15 protein-coding genes are annotated in these 15990 nt (G+C 63.1%); 8 read left to right on the forward strand and 7 right to left on the reverse strand.

Going from position 1 to position 15990, the window contains the following annotated elements:
* Nucleotides 1-215 precede the first annotated feature (215 nt).
* The 6 genes from J1N02_RS02400 (at nt 216) to J1N02_RS02425 (ending at nt 5717) form a co-directional block, all read left to right on the forward strand.
* Nucleotides 216-1034, forward strand: a complete 819-nt coding sequence (locus J1N02_RS02400) for an NAD-dependent epimerase/dehydratase family protein (RefSeq protein ID WP_027606223.1) — start codon at nt 216-218, stop codon at nt 1032-1034.
* Nucleotides 1035-1064: 30 nt separating this feature from the next.
* A complete protein-coding gene (locus tag J1N02_RS02405) occupies nt 1065-1940 on the forward strand; it encodes an SMP-30/gluconolactonase/LRE family protein (protein ID WP_421147117.1) in 876 nt (291 codons plus the stop codon).
* A 51-nt stretch (nt 1941-1991) separates the two neighbouring features.
* Nucleotides 1992-2954 (forward strand): TRAP transporter substrate-binding protein, encoded by a 963-nt coding sequence (locus tag J1N02_RS02410; RefSeq protein ID WP_027606221.1) that lies wholly within the window; start codon nt 1992-1994, stop codon nt 2952-2954.
* A 66-nt stretch (nt 2955-3020) separates the two neighbouring features.
* On the forward strand, nt 3021-3548 hold the full coding sequence (locus J1N02_RS02415) for a TRAP transporter small permease (RefSeq protein WP_027606220.1): 528 nt from the start codon (nt 3021-3023) through the stop codon (nt 3546-3548).
* 1 nt (nt 3549) lies between these two features.
* Nucleotides 3550-4830, forward strand: coding sequence for a TRAP transporter large permease (locus J1N02_RS02420; RefSeq protein ID WP_065940170.1), 1281 nt, complete (start codon nt 3550-3552; stop codon nt 4828-4830).
* On the forward strand, nt 4830-5717 hold the full coding sequence (locus tag J1N02_RS02425; RefSeq protein ID WP_414887543.1) for an aldose 1-epimerase: 888 nt from the start codon (nt 4830-4832) through the stop codon (nt 5715-5717). The genes J1N02_RS02420 and J1N02_RS02425 overlap by 1 nt, the downstream gene beginning before the upstream one ends.
* 176 nt (nt 5718-5893) lie before the next feature.
* Here the strand turns inward: J1N02_RS02425 and J1N02_RS02430 are convergent, their stop codons facing one another.
* The 3 genes from J1N02_RS02430 to J1N02_RS02440 all read right to left on the reverse strand — a co-directional run bounded on the left by J1N02_RS02430 (nt 5894) and on the right by J1N02_RS02440 (nt 9387).
* Entirely contained in the window at nt 5894-7039 is a 1146-nt protein-coding gene (locus tag J1N02_RS02430) for an HlyD family secretion protein (RefSeq protein WP_368963982.1), read from the reverse strand.
* Nucleotides 7036-8679: an MFS transporter gene (locus tag J1N02_RS02435; RefSeq protein WP_141606772.1), complete on the reverse strand. Its 1644-nt coding sequence runs from the start codon at nt 8677-8679 to the stop codon at nt 7036-7038. The genes J1N02_RS02430 and J1N02_RS02435 overlap by 4 nt, the downstream gene beginning before the upstream one ends.
* 132 nt (nt 8680-8811) lie before the next feature.
* Nucleotides 8812-9387: a TetR/AcrR family transcriptional regulator gene (locus J1N02_RS02440; protein ID WP_414887542.1), complete on the reverse strand. Its 576-nt coding sequence runs from the start codon at nt 9385-9387 to the stop codon at nt 8812-8814.
* A gap of 177 nt (nt 9388-9564) precedes the next feature.
* Between J1N02_RS02440 and J1N02_RS02445 the strand changes: the two genes are divergently transcribed.
* A complete protein-coding gene (locus J1N02_RS02445) occupies nt 9565-10353 on the forward strand; it encodes an SDR family NAD(P)-dependent oxidoreductase (protein WP_092354632.1) in 789 nt (262 codons plus the stop codon).
* Nucleotides 10354-10382: 29 nt separating this feature from the next.
* Entirely contained in the window at nt 10383-11381 is a 999-nt protein-coding gene (locus J1N02_RS02450) for an NADP-dependent oxidoreductase (protein ID WP_414887541.1), read from the forward strand.
* A gap of 202 nt (nt 11382-11583) precedes the next feature.
* Here J1N02_RS02450 and J1N02_RS02455 read toward each other — a convergent pair whose 3' ends face one another.
* The 4 genes from J1N02_RS02455 to pqqA all read right to left on the reverse strand — a co-directional run bounded on the left by J1N02_RS02455 (nt 11584) and on the right by pqqA (nt 15856).
* Nucleotides 11584-13062 (reverse strand): DASS family sodium-coupled anion symporter, encoded by a 1479-nt coding sequence (locus J1N02_RS02455; protein WP_414887540.1) that lies wholly within the window; start codon nt 13060-13062, stop codon nt 11584-11586.
* 71 nt (nt 13063-13133) lie between these two features.
* Nucleotides 13134-14510, reverse strand: a complete 1377-nt coding sequence (locus tag J1N02_RS02460) for a hybrid sensor histidine kinase/response regulator (RefSeq protein ID WP_027606212.1) — start codon at nt 14508-14510, stop codon at nt 13134-13136.
* Complete coding sequence (gene ercA / locus J1N02_RS02465; RefSeq protein ID WP_027606211.1) at nt 14494-15657, reverse strand: alcohol dehydrogenase-like regulatory protein ErcA; 1164 nt, start codon at nt 15655-15657, stop codon at nt 14494-14496. Before ercA ends, J1N02_RS02460 begins: the two co-directional genes overlap by 17 nt.
* 127 nt (nt 15658-15784) lie before the next feature.
* The gene (pqqA, locus tag J1N02_RS02470) at nt 15785-15856 is read right to left on the reverse strand and encodes a pyrroloquinoline quinone precursor peptide PqqA (RefSeq protein ID WP_010209364.1); all 72 of its coding nucleotides are present in this window, start codon (nt 15854-15856) and stop codon (nt 15785-15787) included.
* Nucleotides 15857-15990: the final 134 nt, after the last annotated feature.

Below are 15990 nucleotides of genomic sequence, written 5' to 3' on the forward strand. Positions count from 1 at the left end.
GTCTCCCAGCCCCAGAAAATCCCCTGTGGGAGGGGGCTTGCTGCCGATGGCGGTGGGTCAGTAACAGATGCATTCACTGGCACGCCCTCATCGAGGGCAAGCCCCCTCCCACATTTGAATCTCACTCGTCTGGAAGAACGTTGACAACCTGGGGGATCCCTAACAATACTTCGGCACAGTCATACGACAACCTACAACAAAAATTTGGAATCCCCATGACCACGACTACCCCCGCTCCCTTCAACCGCCTGCTGCTCACCGGTGCCGCCGGCGGCCTCGGCAAAGTCCTGCGCGAACGCCTGCGTCCCTACACCCAGGTGCTGCGCCTGTCGGACATCGCCAGCATGGCCCCGCCGGTGGATGCCTCGGAAGAAGTCCAGCCCTGCGACCTCGCCGACAAACAAGCGGTGCACCACCTGGTGGAAGGCGTCGACGCCATCCTGCACTTCGGCGGTGTATCGGTGGAGCGTCCGTTTGAAGAAATCCTCGGCGCCAATATCAGCGGCACCTTCCATATCTACGAAGCCGCGCGCCGCCATGGGGTAAAACGTGTGATCTTCGCCAGTTCCAACCATGTGATCGGCTTTTACAAGCAGACCGAAACCATCGACGCCCACTCCCCACGCCGCCCCGACAGCTACTACGGCCTGTCCAAGTCCTACGGCGAAGACATGGCGAGCTTCTACTTCGACCGCTACGGCATCGAGACCGTGAGCATCCGTATCGGCTCCTCGTTCCCGGAACCGCAGAACCGCCGGATGATGCACACCTGGCTGAGCTTCGACGACCTGACCCAACTGCTGGAACGCGCGCTGTATACGCCGAACGTCGGCCACACCGTGGTCTACGGCATGTCGGATAACCTCGACACCTGGTGGGACAACCGCTACGCCGCACACCTGGGCTACGCCCCGAAAGACAGCTCCGAAGTCTTCCGTGCCCAGGTCGAAGCCCAGCCACCGGTGGCCGCCGATGACCCCGCCAAGGTCTATCAGGGCGGTGCGTTCTGCGCCGCCGGGCCGTTCGGTGACTGAGTTCACACCAACCCAAGGGAATGAGTGGCCATGACTGCTGAATTGATCGTCGACGCCCGCAATGCCGTGGGCGAATGCCCGGTGTGGGTGCCCGAAGAAAACGCCCTGTACTGGGTGGATATCCCCAACGGCGGCCTGCAAAAATGGAGCGCCGCCAGCGGCCACGTTGCCGCCTGGAAAGCCCCGCAGATGCTCGCCTGCATTGCCCGCACCACGGCGGGCAACTGGGTCGCCGGGATGGAAACCGGCTTCTTCCAACTCACACCGCACAACGACGCCAGCCTCGATACCACGCCGTTGGCCAGTGTCGAGCATCCACGCCCGGACATGCGCCTGAACGACGGCCGTTGCGACCGCCAGGGCCGTTTCTGGGCCGGCAGCATGGTGCTGAACATGGGCGCGAATGCGGCCGAAGGTATCCTCTATCGCTATGCATCGGGTTCAGCCCCCCACGCCCAGCTGGACGGTTTTATCACCCTCAACGGCCTGGCCTTCAGCCCCGATGGCCGCACGATGTATGCCTCGGATTCGCACCCGCTGGTGCAGCAGATCTGGGCCTTCGACTACGACATCGACACCGGCACGCCGTCCAACCGTCGCGTGTTCGTCGACATGCACAACTTCCTCGGCCGCCCCGACGGCGCCGCCGTGGACGCCGATGGCTGCTACTGGATCTGCGCCAACGACGCCGGCCTGATCCACCGCTTCACCCCCGATGGGCGCCTGGACCGTTCCCTGAGCGTGCCGGTGAAAAAACCCACCATGTGCGCCTTCGGCGGCAGCCGCCTGGACACCCTGTTTGTCACCTCGATCCGTGACGACCAGAGTGCCCAGTCAGTGTCCGGTGGCGTGTTCGCCCTCAACCCCGGTGTCACCGGATTGCCGGAGCCCCGCTTCATCCTCTAGCTGCATCGCTGTGCCTTGAATACAACAATAACAACACAGGAGTGACCTCCCATGGACTTCAAACGCACCTTGCTCGCCGCCGCAGTCTTTACCCTCAGCAGCGCCGCCCATGCGCTGGAAATCAAATTCGCCGACATCCACCCCGCCGGCTACCCCACCGTCGTCGCCGAAGAAAACATGGGCAAGGCCCTGACCAAGGAAAGCAACGGCGAACTGACCTTCAAGTACTTCCCCGGCGGCGTGCTGGGCTCCGAGAAGGAAGTGGTCGAACAGGCCCAGGTCGGCGCCGTGCAGATGACCCGCGTCAGCCTCGGCATCGTCGGGCCGGTGGTGCCGGACGTGAACGTGTTCAACCTGCCGTTCGTGTTCCGCGACCAGGCGCATATGCGCAAGGTCATCGATGGCGAGATCGGCGATGAAATCCTCGCCAAGATCACCGACTCCGAGTTCGGCCTGGTGGCCCTGGCCTGGATGGACGGCGGCACACGCAACCTCTACACCAAGAAGCCGGTGCGCAGGATCGAAGACCTCAAGGGCATGAAGATCCGCGTGCAAGGCAACCCGCTGTTCATCGACGCCTTCAACGCGATGGGCGCCAACGGGATTGCCATGGACACCGGCGAGATCTTCAGCGCCTTGCAGACGGGGGTGATCGACGGCGCGGAGAACAACCCGCCGACCCTGCTGGAACACAATCACTTCCAGAACGCCAAGTACTACACCCTCACCGAGCACCTGATCCTGCCCGAGCCCATCGTGATGTCGAAAATCACCTGGAACAAGCTCACCCCGGCGCAACAGGTCATGGTCAAAAACGCCGCCAAGGCCGCCCAGGCCGATGAGCGCGCGCTGTGGGACGCCAAGTCCGCCAGCAGTGAGGAAAAACTCAAAAAGGCCGGCGTCGAGTTCATCACCGTCGACAAAAAGCCCTTCTATGACGCCACCGCAGCGGTTCGCGCCAAGTACGGCGCGCCTTACGCCGACATCATCGCGCGCATCGACGCCGTTCAATAACCTCTCCTGCCTCTCGCAAAAGGCCCGGCGCGGTCTGCACCGCCGCGCCCGGTTACGGTGAACGCCATGAAGAATCTACTGCTGCGCATCAACGACCGCATCTACATGACCTGCATCTGGGTCGCCGGCCTTTCGGTTCTCGGCGTCGCGCTGATCATTCCCTGGGGCATCTTCGCCCGCTACGTCCTCGGCACCGGCTCCAGCTGGCCGGAGCCCACCGCCATCCTGCTGATGCTGGTGTTCACCTTTATCGGTGCCGCCGCCAGCTACCGCGCCGGCGCGCATATGTCGGTGGCCATGGTCACGGACCGCCTGCCGCCCGCCCAGCGCCGCATCGTCGGCATCCTGTCGCAACTGTTGATGGGCACCATCTGCCTGTTCATGGCGATCTGGGGCACCAAGCTGTGCCTGTCCACCTGGAACCAGTTCATGAGCGCCATCCCGACCCTGCGCGTGGGCATCACCTATATGCCGATCCCGATTGGCGGGCTGCTGACCCTGATCTTCGTGGTGGAAAAACTCCTGCTCGGAGACCAGAGCAACCGGCGCGTGGTGCGCTTCGACCTGGTGGAAGAAAGCGAAGGGGCTGCCTGATATGGACGCATTGATTCTGCTGGGCAGCTTTATCGCCTTGATCCTGATCGGCATGCCGGTGGCCTACGCCCTGGGCTTGTCGGCGCTGATTGGCGCATGGTGGATCGACATCCCGTTCCAGGCCCTGATGATTCAGGTGGCAGGCGGGGTGAACAAATTCTCGCTGATGGCGATACCGTTCTTCGTGCTGGCGGGGGCGATCATGGCCGAGGGCGGCATGTCGCGCCGGCTGGTGGCGTTTGCCGGGGTGCTGGTGGGGTTTGTGCGCGGTGGCCTGTCGCTGGTGAACATCATGGCTTCGACGTTCTTTGGCGCCATCTCCGGCTCGTCGGTGGCCGACACCGCCTCGGTGGGCTCGGTGCTGATCCCGGAAATGGAGCGCCGTGGCTACCCACGGGAATTTGCCACCGCCGTCACCGTCAGCGGTTCGGTGCAGGCGCTGCTGACCCCGCCCAGCCATAACTCGGTGCTCTACTCCCTGGCGGCGGGCGGCACGGTGTCCATCGCCTCGCTGTTCATGGCCGGCGTGGTGCCCGGCTTGCTGATGAGCGCGTGCCTGATGGTGCTGTGCCTGATCTTCGCGAAAAAACGCAACTACCCCAAGGGCGAAGTGATCCCGCTCAAGCAGGCGCTGAAAATCTGCGCCGACGCGCTCTGGGGCCTGATGGCCATGGTGATCATCCTCGGCGGCATCCTCTCGGGCATCTTCACCGCCACCGAGTCCGCCGCGATTGCCGTGTTGTGGGCATTCTTCGTGACCATGTTCATCTACCGCGACTACAAGTGGAGCGAGCTGCCCAAACTGATGCACCGCACGGTGCGCACCATTTCCATCGTGATGATCCTGATCGCCTTCGCGGCCAGCTTCGGCTACATCATGACCCTGATGCAGATCCCGGCGAAGATCACCACGCTGTTCCTGACCCTGTCGGACAACCGCTACGTGATCCTGATGTGCATCAACGCCATGCTGCTATTGCTCGGCACAGTGATGGACATGGCGCCGCTGATCCTGATCCTCACGCCCATCCTGCTGCCGGTAATCCTCGGTATCGGCGTCGACCCGGTGCACTTCGGCATGATCATGCTGGTCAACCTCGGCATTGGCTTGATTACGCCGCCGGTGGGCGCGGTGCTGTTCGTGGGCGCGGCGGTGGGCAAGGTGAGTATCGAGAAGACCGTGAAGGCGCTGCTGCCGTTTTATGCCGTGCTGTTCCTGGTGCTGATGGCGGTGACGTACATTCCGGCGCTGTCGTTGTGGCTGCCGAGCGTGGTGCTGTGATGATCGAACTCGAAGATAACCTGACCCACCTCACCGTGAATCCGGCCGTGGGCGGCAGCCTGGTCAACTGGACGGTGCGCGCCACCGGCCAGCCGTTGTTGCGCCATAACGATGAGCAGGCGATCCATACCGGTTTGCCGGGCAAGCTGGGGTGCTATCCATTGGTGCCCTGGTCCAACCGTATTGCCCACGGCGGTTTCGACAACCCCGACGGTTGGCTCGCGCTCACGCCCAACAGCCTCACCGATCCGCTGCCGATCCATGGCTCGGCCTGGCAACAGGCGTGGCAGGTGGTCAGCCACACGGCGGATGAAGTGGTGCTGGAGGTACTGTGCGAGACGCCGTTTGCCTATCGCGCCGAGCAGCGGATTCGCTTGAGCGATGGGATGCTGAGTATCGAGCTACGGGTGACGCACCTGGCCGAAACAGCCGCATGGCATGGCGTGGGCTTGCATCCTTACTTTCCGCGCCGGCCGGGTACCCGGTTGCAGGCCAGGGCCGCACAGGTGTGGATGAGTGACGCATCCAAGCTGCCGACGGGGTTGGCGCCGGTGCCGGGCGAGTGGGATTTCCAGGCATTGAAACCTCTGCCCGAAGGCCTGGTGGACAATGGCTTCTGCCAGTGGGATGGCTATTGCCGGATCGAACAGCCGGACCTGGGCTATACACTGGAATGCCAGGCCAGCGGCGCCGATTACTTCCTGCTGTACTGCCCGCCGGGGCTGGGGTTCTTTTGCATCGAGCCGGTGAGCCATCCGGTGAATGCTCATCACCTGGCGGGACGGCCGGGCCTGAAACTGCTGGAACACAATCAATCGGTCCAACTCAATTTCAACCTGAAATACATTCAACATGTGGGAGGGGGCTTGCCCCCGATGGCGGCCTGACAGCCGACCAGGATGTTGGCGTGGAATGAGTACATATCCGTTGCCGCGGTAACGGCCACTTAGGGTTTCGCTCTTACAGCGACTCACTTTTGAACAGCGCAAAAGTAAGCAAAACGCTTCGCCCCACCACTCGGCACCTCGCCCAGGCTCGGTGTGCCCGTAATCCGAGAGTGATGTCAGGGTGGAGAGTTTTTCAGCCGCCCAGCCGTGTCGATACTCACCACAACCGACAACCCCGGCCGCAACCGTTCGCTCTCAGCCTGATCCGGGTCCACCGTAATCCTGACCGGCACGCGCTGGGCAATCTTCACAAAGTTGCCCGTCGCGTTGTCCGCCTGCAACAGGCTGAACTCCGAGCCCGTGGCTGGGGAGATATGCTGCACCGTGCCGTGAAACCTGCGGTGGTTGAGCGCATCCACGGTGAAGGTCACCGGCTGGCCGACCTGCACATTGTCCATCTGGGTTTCCTTCATGTTGGCGATCACCCACAGCTGCTTCGGCACCAGCGCCATCAACTGCGCGCCGGAGTTGACGTAGGCCCCCAGGCGCACGCCAATCTGCCCCAGCTGCCCGTCACGGGGCGCCGTAATGCGAGTGTTGGACAGGTCGATCCGCGCCAGCTCCACCGCTGCCTCGGCACTGGCCACCGCCGCTTCCAGGGAGCCGCGATTGACGACCACTGTCTGCAAATCCTGCCGCGCAATTTCCAGGCTGGCCTGGGCCTGGGCCACCGCCGCGATGGTCTGGGCATTGGCGGCGCGGGTCACGTCCAGCTCGCGTCGGGACACCGAACCGTCGCTGATCAGCTCTTCGTTGCGGCGCAAGTCGGCAGTGCTTTTGCGCGCCTGGGCCTGGCTGTCCACCAGTGCGGCCTGGCGCAGCTTGATCGTCGCTTCGGCACTGTTGCGTTGCTGCACCACATTGGCCAGCGCGGCCTTCTGCACCGCCAGTTGCGCCAGGGCCTGGTCGAGGCGTTGCTTGTAGATGCGGTCATCCAGGCGCACCAGCAGGTCGCCGGCCTTGACGTACTGGAAGTCCTGCACCGGCACCTCGAACACATAGCCGCTGAGCTGCGGGCCGATGATGGTCACCTGGCCGCGCACCAGGGCGTTCTCGGTGGTTTCCACCGCGCTGCTGAACGGCGGCAATTGCCAGGCATACAGCACGATCAGCACGCCGACGATGGCAATCGCGGCAAAGCCCAGGGACGAGAGAATGCGCACGCGCAATGAGCGCGGCTCGGTGACCGTGGCGCCGGGCGGCGTGGTGCCTTCCGGGGTGGCGGCGATGGCGTTGGTGGTCGTGGTGGTCGGTTCGGTCATGAAGTAGCGCCGCTGGGTTGAACGGGAGTGGCTGTTTTAGTGGTGCTCATCAGCCACAGACTGCGGATAAAGATCCAGATCATGGTCAGGATCGCGACAATCGCGATCAGCATGAACACATCGTTGTAGGCCATGACATTGGCCTCGCGGGTCGCCGCCGTGGCCAGGCTGCGGATGCCCATGAGGTTCCGCAGTTCCGGGTCGGCGACGATACCGCCATAGGCCGAGCCGCCGCTCTGCACCCGCGCGGCCACACGCGGGTCGAGCAGCGTCAGATGCTCGACGATCATGCTGGAATGATACTTCTCGCGCACGATCTGGAAGGTCCCGAGCAAAGCCGCGCCGATCAGGCCGCCGAGGTTCTGGCAGATCCCGAACATCACCGAAAAGCTCACCAGGTTACGCGGGTTGGCCAGCACGTTTTTGGTCCCCAGCACCATGGTCGGCCCTAGGAAGAAGGTGCCACCGAAGCCTAGCAGGAACTGGCTGATGTACAGGTTCTGCGGACGCGTGAGGTTGCTGGAGAAACTGTCCATCACCGAGCCGGTGGCCATCAGCGCCAGGGAAATCACCAGCGGCATCAGCAGGTGCGCCGGGTTGATCGTCAGCGCACTGACCGCCAGCCCGCTGATCGCGCCGGCCAGCATCACTACGTACAGCGTATGCATCTGCTGGTAGCTCATGTTCAGCATCTGCATGAACCCCACCGCACCGGTGGACTGCTCGGACAGCACCATGCGAATCAGGATCACCGCCAACGCCAGGCGGATCATGGTGCCGCTGCCCAGCCAGCGGGTCATCAGCATCGGGTTGGCGCGGTTATGCTCGATGGCCAGGCCGGCCATGATCAGCACCAGGGAACAGGCCGAGGCCACGCCGATCCACGGCGCTTCCAGCCACCAGTCGATACGCCCCAGGGACAGCACCGCACAGAGCAAAGCGACACCGCTGGCGAGAATGGCGAAGGTGACAAAGTCGAGTTTTTCAAAGGTCTTGAAGCGGTCGCCGGGGGGCAGTTTGAGCAGGAATACACAACCCAGGCAGATCAGTGCCAGGCCCAGTTCGAACAGGTACAACCCGCGCCATTCGGCGATCTGCAGCAGGTCTTCGGAGAACAGTCGCGCCAGCGGCAACGCCAACTGCGCCGTGCCCAGCCCCAGCACCAGGGATTTCAACCGCCACTTGGCCGGGAACGCCTGGATCATGTAGTACAAGCCCAACGAACTCAGCGCCGCACCCACCATGCCATGGGCCGCCCGTACGGCGATGGCCGAGTTGAGGTCGTTGACGAACAAGTGGCCGAAGGTCACCAGCGCATACAGCACCAGGAACACCTCGGTAAACGCGCGTAGGCCGAATTGCTGGCGGAACTTCACCAGCAGCAGGTTCATGCACACGTTGGTCATCACATAGGCGGCGGGCAGCCAGGCCATTTCCGCGGTGGTCGCACCGAGGGCGCCTTGCAGGTATTGCAGGTTGGCGATGACCAGCGCGTTGCCCAGGCCACCGGTGATTGCCACCAGCACGCCGACCATCGCAAACAGCCAGCGCTTGTGCGTCGGATGCAACGGCGTCGACGGCGAGCCCGGCAGGCTCGGGCGCTCGTGGGGTTCCCAGGGGCGGGGGGTGTATTTGTCCATTCGATGACCTAGATGAGCCGACGGGGGACGTCGGTAAAACCACTACTCAGAGTAGTAAACCTGAGCGGGGTTCATCTTGCCATCTTGGGTGCATCGTTCAGCGCCTATTCAGTCACTCCTACAGCGCTTTCTTTAGTTAGTCGAGGGCAATGCTGCGATGATCTCGGCGCGGCAGGTTTCCAGTATTTCATCCGCGAGCGGCGAGTCATCCGGACACGCCCGCGACAGCATGACCGCACCGATTGCATGGGCCAGCAGGTCGATCATCTTCGCGCGTGCCTCTTGCCTGGTGACATCCACCGCCTGCGCGTACTTGTCCCCAAGGGCTGCAAGCGTATTTTCAACGCCACTGGCAAAGGTCGCCTTCAGATCACCGGGCTGGCGGGCGGCGTCACCGCACAGGGCTGCCAGGGTACACCCCGCTGCCCTGCCGTCGCGGTGATCCCTGGACACGTACAGGTCGACAAATCCCGGCACGTCGAGATCGCAGGTACTCGACAGGGATTTGGCCAGGCTGTTTTCGGCCGCTTCGGCCATCAGATCGGCCTTGGAACCAAAGTGTTTGTAGAAGCCTCCCTGGGTAAAACCCGCGGTAGCCATAAGCTCTGCCACACCCACACCGTCATAGCCACGCTCACGAAACAGCTCTGACGCCGTCTCCACAATATGAGCTCGGTTGGCGAGTGATTGCGTCTTGGTGATCTTCATTTCGCGCCCCTGCGACTCCTGAACAATGGCCTGATCATACTCTGATGTCGTTCATAATCAAAACCATTGACAGCTTTGATTATGATCGACATCATAAAACCACCCGCACCTATCCCTGCGGCTGTGTGGCGCCGATCGCCGTACCTGATCATCCTGAACACTCAAGAGCATCCATTTATGAGCACTCCCGAAACCGTACTGATCACTGGCGCCTCCACAGGCATTGGCGCGACCTACGCCGAGCGTTTTGCCCAACGTGGGCACAATCTCGTGCTGGTAGCCCGCGATAAAGGCCGGCTGGACGCACTGGCCTCGCAGCTGCGTGAGAAACACGCGGTGTCCATTGACGTGATCCAGGCCGACCTGACTCAAACCGGTGACCTGGTCCGCGTCGAAGCACGCCTGCGTGACGACGCCAGTATCGGCATCCTGGTGAACAATGCGGGCGCCGCCCTCTCCGGCAGCTTCATCGAGCAATCCATCGACAGCGTTACCAACCTGGTCGCGCTCAACACCACCGCCCTGGTGCGACTCGCCAGCGCCATCGCGCCACGCCTGGTACACGCCGGTAACGGCGCGATCATCAACATTGGCTCGGTGGTGGGGCTGGCACCGGAATTCGGCATGAGCGTCTACGGCGCAACCAAGGCGTTCGTGCTGTTTCTATCCCAGGGGCTGAGCCTCGAACTCTCGCCCAAGGGCGTCTACGTGCAAGCCGTTCTTCCAGCCGCCACCCGCACGGAAATCTGGGATCGCGCAGGCATCGACATCAATACCCTGAGCGAAATCATGAGCGTGGACGAGTTGGTCGATGCTGCGCTGGTCGGTTTTGATCGTCGCGAGCCGGTGACCATTCCGCCATTGCAAGACGCCGCCCGCTGGGATGCCCTGCAAGCCGCCCGCCAGGGTTTGCTGTCAGAGATTCGCCAGTCGGTCGTCGCCGAGCGCTATCAAGCCAAGGCGTGATTGTCACCTATAGCCATGGGAACCGAACGATGAAAGCCTTCCTGATCGACCGTTACGGCAAGCATCAAGGACGCCTTGCCGAGGTACCGGACCCGGAACCGGGCATCCACGACGTACTGGTCAAGGTACATGCCAGCAGCGTCAACCAGCTGGATTCGAAGATCAGCAAGGGTGAATTCAAACTGATCCTGCCCTACACATTCCCGCTGATCATGGGCAACGACCTGGCCGGCGTCGTCGTTCGCGTAGGGTCAGGCGTGCGCACCTTCAAGCCCGGTGACGAGGTCTACGCGCGCCCGCCCGACGCGCGCATCGGTGGCTTTGCCGAGCTGATCGCGATTGAGGAGAGTGCCCTCGCACTGAAACCCAACAACACCAGCATGGAACAAGCCGCCGCCCTGCCCCTGGTGGCACTGACCGCCTGGCAGGTGCTGGTTGAAACAGCCCGCGTGAAGAAGGGGCAAAAAGTCTTTATCCAGGCGGGCTCCGGTGGTGTCGGCAGCATTGCCATCCAGCTTGCAAAACACCTGGGGGCTTTCGTTGCCACCACGACCAGCACCGCCAACGTGGAGTGGGTCAAGGCGTTGGGAGCGGACGTGGTCATCGACTACACGCAGCAGAACGTCGAAAACCTGTTGCGTGACTACGACGTCGTCCTGAACAGCCTCGGCCCCGCCGAACTGGAAAAATCCCTGCGCATTCTCAAGCCGGGTGGGCAGCTCATCTCCATCTCGGGACCACCGACCGCCGAGTTCGCACGCGAGCAAGAGCTGTCCTGGGGACTCGGTTGGATCATGCGCCTGTTAAGCAGCGGCATACGCAGAAAAGCCCGCAGGCAGGGCGTCGACTATGGGTTCGTGTTCATGCGCGCGAGCGGTGCGCAGTTGCAGAAAATCACCGCGCTCGTCGAGTCCGGCACCATCACACCGGTGATCGACCGAACCTTCCCTCTCGAGGCAACGGCTGAGGCCTTGAGCTACGTCGAACGGGGCAGAGCCAAGGGCAAGGTGGTGATCAAGGTCCTATGACTAAGCCCACCCAACGCTCAAGCTGATGGCGATGCAGACTTTTCCCGCGTTGGGGTGCGAAGCGCCCCCAATGAAGGACGAATGGGGTGTACCCGATATTGCGCAGTGGCTGGTTTTGGGGCTGCCGAGCAGCCCAGCGCGGGACAAGCCCGCTCACCACATCCACAGTGGATCCCATGGGCATCCACAAGCGCATTTCAAATCAGATCCAACCGAGCCAGCTCCAATAAGTCGCCGCAAACACCAACATCAACCCATACCCGAACAACGTCACCAGGATCCCCACCTTGGCAAACTGCCGCGCCGTAAACGTCCCGGTCCCCAGGCACACCATGTTCTGCGGCGCATTGATCGGCAGGATAAACCCGTAGCTCATCACAAACCCCAACAGCATGGTCATGCCCAAGCGGTTGAACTCCCCCGGCAAGGTCTGCAGCACCGCAATCAATATCGGCAACAACGCCGAAGTCAGTGCCGTGGCGCTGGCAAAGCCCAGGTGGATCACAATCAGAAACGCCCCCAGGATCGCAAACACCCCCAGCGGCCCGACCTGATCCAGGCCGGTGTGCGCCACCACCTGGGACCCCAGCCATTGCCCGGCCTGGGTGGTCAGCAATGCGGTACCGAGGCTGATGCCCACGCCAAACACGATCACCGTGCCCCACGGAATGCGCGATTGCACATCTTTCCAAGTCATCACCCCGATGCCCGGCAGCAGCAGGAACACCAACCCGGCGTAGGTGGTCGAGGTGGTGTCGAACGGGTGCAGGCGCCCTTCCGTGGCCCATGCCAACAGCAGCAGCACCGACACCGTCAGCAAACGTTTCTGCGGGCCGGTCATCGGGCCGATGTCCACCAGGGACTGGGCCACGGCCTCCTTGCCACCGGGGATGCTGTCGGTTTCCGGCGGCAGCAGCTTGATCACCAGGAACAGCAACACCGCCGACATGATCACCGCCCACGGCGCACCGGCGATCAGCCAGTCGATCCACGACACGCGCTGGCCGAGCATCTTGTCCATAAAGCCCACGGTCAGCAGGTTTTGCGCGGCGGCCGTCTGGATGCCGACGTTCCAGATGCTGGTGCCCTGGGCCACCACGATCATCAGGCCGGCGGCGATGTTGGAGCGCTTGTCCACGCCAAACGCGGCGACCACGCCCATCATGATCGGCACCACACAGGCACTGCGCGCCGTGGCGCTGGGGACGACGAGGCTGAGCAGGATGGTCACCGCAATCGCCCCGAGCAGAATGCCGCGGGTGCTGGTGCCGACGCGGGTCAGGGTCACCAGGGCGATACGCCGGTCCAGGCCGGTGTGGGTCATGGCCGCCGCAATGAACAACGCGCCCGCCACCAGGGCCAGTGCCGGGTTGGAAAAGCCGGTAAGCGCCATGCTGATGGCCGGGCTGGAGCCGATCAGGTGCGTGGGGTCTTGCAGCGACGGCGCGGTGCCGAGCAAAAACGCCATGAGCGAGGTGATCATGATCGCGCTGGCTTCATAGGACACCGCCTCGGTGATCCACACCACCACGGCAAACGCGAGGATCGCCAGCATGCGCTGCCCGGCCACCGGCAGGTCGGCGGACAGCGGCAACAGCAGCACGCCGACCATCACCAGTACGCCGATCACCAGGCCCAGGGGCAACTTGAAAGAGGCTGCGGTTGTTGCGGGGGCGTTCATGGCGGGCTCCGTCGGGCTCTGAATCAGGGAGGCAGCATGGGGCAAAGCGCCGCAACAGGTGTTGACGGGTATCAACCCGAGGTCAATAACTGGCTCAACACCGCCCGCAACTTGCCGGGCTTGAGCGGTTTGTTCAGCAACGGCGCGTCCAGGCGGCGCAGCGCGCGGCGGCACTGGTCGGTGCGGTCGGCGGTGATGATCACGGCGGGGATGTTCTGCGCGAAATGCTCGCGCAGGTGCTTGACCACCGCGCAGCCCACCACGCCATGGTCGAGGTGGTAGTCGGCCAGGATCAGCTCCGGCGCCCTGCCCTGCAACGCCAGCAACGCCCCGGCCTGGTCGGTGGCGGTAATTACCTCGCAGCCCCACTGCGCCAGCAGCGCACGCATGCTGTCGAGGATGCTCACCTCGTTGTCGATCACCAGCAGGCGCCTTCCCGGCAGCGGGTTGCCCGTGGTCGGTAGCACCGGCAGCTGGCTGATCGCCAGGGGCATCTCTTCGCTGATAGGCACCTCGATACTGAACATCGAGCCGCGCCCCGGCCACGAACGGACTGCCACCGGGTAGCCGAGGATCTCGGCGATGCGCTCGACAATCGCCAGGCCCAGCCCTACGCCTTTGCGGTCCGAGGCACGGCCGACGTCGAGCTGGTTGAATTCAAGGAAGATCGCGTCGAGGCGGTCGGCCGCGATGCCGCGCCCGGTGTCCCACACTTCCAGGCGCAGGCGATCGCCACGTCGGCGCGCGCCGAGCAGGATGCAGCCCTCGTCGGTGTAGCGACAGGCGTTGCTGAGGAAGTTGCGCAGGATCCGCGTCACCAGGCGCAGGTCGGTGCGAATCGCGTAATGTCCGGTACGCGCGCGCAGGTTCAGCCCGGCCGCCAGCGCCACCGACTGGAACTCCGAGACCAGCGGCGCAAACAGCTCATCCAGGCGATACAGCGCCACATCGGGCTTGACCGCCGCCTGGTCGAGCCGCGAAATATCCAGCAGGTCGGTGAGCAAATCCTCGGCGCCTTCCAGGGCCTGGTGCGTACGTTCCACCAGCACCTGTTCGACGCTGGGCAGGTTGCGCTCGCGCAAGGTGGAGATCAGCAGTCGCGCGGCGTTGAGTGGCTGCAACAGGTCATGGCTGGCGGCGGCGAGGTATTTGTCCTTGCTGCGGTTGGCGGCCTCGGCGGCATCGCGGGCATCGCGCAGCTCCTGCTCGACTTGCTCGCGCTGGGCGATCTGCTGTTGCAGGTTGCGGTTGGCTTCCAGCAGTTCATCGGTGCGCGCCGCCACGCGCTGCTCCAATTCATCGTTGAGACGGATATAGCGGTTGCGCTCGGCCTCCAGTTCGTCGAGACGCGCGGTGAGTTCCGGGTAGTGGCTCTTGCGCGCCGAGTGATTGCCCAGGCCCAACAGACCGGCGAGGGCCTGTTGCTGGTCGTCAGAGCGCTTCGCCATACACCACCTCGACATCACGCTGGCTGGACTCGCGCGGGTTGGTGAGGATGCACGGGTCGTGCATCGCATGCTGGGACAGGAACGGAATGTCCGCCACGCGCACGCCATGCAGGCCGAGGGTTTCATGGAAGCCGATGGCGTGCTTCAGCGCAATCAGATGCTCCACCAGCCGCCCGCGAATCTGCCGATGGTTGAGCCCCCGGCAGTCAATGCCAAAGGTCTCGGCAATCACCTTGAAGCGCTCCGGCGCCGAGTTGTAGTTGAACGCCACCACGTGTTCCACCAGGACCGCGTTGCACAAGCCATGGGGCAGGTCGAGAAACCCGCCGAGGCTGTGGGACATGGCATGCACCGCGCCAAGGATCGCATTGGAGAACGCCAACCCTGCCTGCATGCTGCCGAGCATGATCTTCTCGCGCAGGGCAATATCGCCGGGGTTGGCGATCATCTGCACCAGGTTGCCGTTGATCAGGCGCATGGCCTCCAGCGCATGGGGGTCGGTCAGCGGGCCGTGGCCGGTGGACACGAATGCCTCGATCGCATGCACCAGCGCGTCGATGCCGGTACAGGCGGACAGGAACGGGTCCATGCTCGCCGTGGTTTCCGGGTCGATCAGCGACACATCCGGCACCACCGCCTTGCTGACGATGGAGAACTTCATGCGTTCCTGCTGGTTGGAAATGATCACGAACTGCGAGACATCCGCCGAGGTGCCGGCGGTGGTGGGGATCAGGATCAGCGGCGGGCTCGGCACGCGGATGGTGTCCACGCCTTCGAACTCGAGGATGCAGCGCCCATGGGCGACCACAATGCCGATGGCCTTGCCGCAGTCCATGGGGCTGCCGCCGCCGATGGCCACGATCACGTCGCAATGGTTTTCCCGGTACACCTCGGCACCGAGCATCACTTCCTCGACGCGCGGGTTGGGCGACACGGCGCTGTACAGGCAGTAGTCGATGCCGATGGCCTGCAGGCTGGCTTCCACATCGGCGACCCATCCGGCGGCGATCACACCGGGGTCGCTGACCACCAGGACCTTGCGCGCACCAAAGGTCTTGGCGTAGTTACCGACGTTGTGCCGACAGCCGGCACCGAAGATGATTTCAGGCGAGACGAATTTACGCAGGAGGCTCAGATTGGGGCTCATTGGAAAGCCTGTTGTTATTATTTTTGGGAGATGCGCTCCACACTAACCCATTCCCAGGCGTTTGCAATCAGACCAAAGGGTCATTCCCCATAGGGCACCGGCCAGCGCGAGGCTGGCCGGAGATGGATCAGCGGCTGGCGAAGTACATGGTCACTTCGAAGCCGATACGCAGGTCGGTGAAGGCGGGTTTGGTCCACATGGGGAGAGTCCTCTTGTTGTGCCGGAAGATTCCGGTAAAGGCATTAATGCATGGGGGGATGGGGGTGCGAATGCTACTTTCGAAGTAAATGCCGCACTGCATTAGTCGCGAATGTACAGGGAGCAAAATGTGGG

Origin of the sequence: Pseudomonas sp. NFX5 (genome assembly GCF_049132125.1) — a bacterium.
GTDB lineage: Bacteria > Pseudomonadota > Gammaproteobacteria > Pseudomonadales > Pseudomonadaceae > Aquipseudomonas > Aquipseudomonas marginalis.

Excerpts from the sequence above, each read along its gene's own strand:
- J1N02_RS02410 (WP_027606221.1), top strand. The coding sequence starts at position 1,992 with ATGGACTTCAAACGCACCTTGCTCGCCGCCGCAGTCTTTACCCTCAGC.
- ercA (WP_027606211.1), bottom strand. The coding sequence starts at position 15,657 with ATGAGCCCCAATCTGAGCCTCCTGCGTAAATTCGTCTCGCCTGAAATC.
- J1N02_RS02405 (WP_421147117.1), top strand. The coding sequence starts at position 1,065 with ATGACTGCTGAATTGATCGTCGACGCCCGCAATGCCGTGGGCGAATGC.
- J1N02_RS02435 (WP_141606772.1), bottom strand. The coding sequence starts at position 8,679 with ATGGACAAATACACCCCCCGCCCCTGGGAACCCCACGAGCGCCCGAGC.
- J1N02_RS02440 (WP_414887542.1), bottom strand. The coding sequence starts at position 9,387 with ATGAAGATCACCAAGACGCAATCACTCGCCAACCGAGCTCATATTGTG.
- J1N02_RS02450 (WP_414887541.1), top strand. The coding sequence starts at position 10,383 with ATGAAAGCCTTCCTGATCGACCGTTACGGCAAGCATCAAGGACGCCTT.
- J1N02_RS02425 (WP_414887543.1), top strand. The coding sequence starts at position 4,830 with ATGATCGAACTCGAAGATAACCTGACCCACCTCACCGTGAATCCGGCC.
- J1N02_RS02400 (WP_027606223.1), top strand. The coding sequence starts at position 216 with ATGACCACGACTACCCCCGCTCCCTTCAACCGCCTGCTGCTCACCGGT.
- J1N02_RS02460 (WP_027606212.1), bottom strand. The coding sequence starts at position 14,510 with ATGGCGAAGCGCTCTGACGACCAGCAACAGGCCCTCGCCGGTCTGTTG.
- J1N02_RS02455 (WP_414887540.1), bottom strand. The coding sequence starts at position 13,062 with ATGAACGCCCCCGCAACAACCGCAGCCTCTTTCAAGTTGCCCCTGGGC.
- J1N02_RS02445 (WP_092354632.1), top strand. The coding sequence starts at position 9,565 with ATGAGCACTCCCGAAACCGTACTGATCACTGGCGCCTCCACAGGCATT.
- J1N02_RS02420 (WP_065940170.1), top strand. The coding sequence starts at position 3,550 with ATGGACGCATTGATTCTGCTGGGCAGCTTTATCGCCTTGATCCTGATC.
- J1N02_RS02415 (WP_027606220.1), top strand. The coding sequence starts at position 3,021 with ATGAAGAATCTACTGCTGCGCATCAACGACCGCATCTACATGACCTGC.
- J1N02_RS02430 (WP_368963982.1), bottom strand. The coding sequence starts at position 7,039 with ATGACCGAACCGACCACCACGACCACCAACGCCATCGCCGCCACCCCG.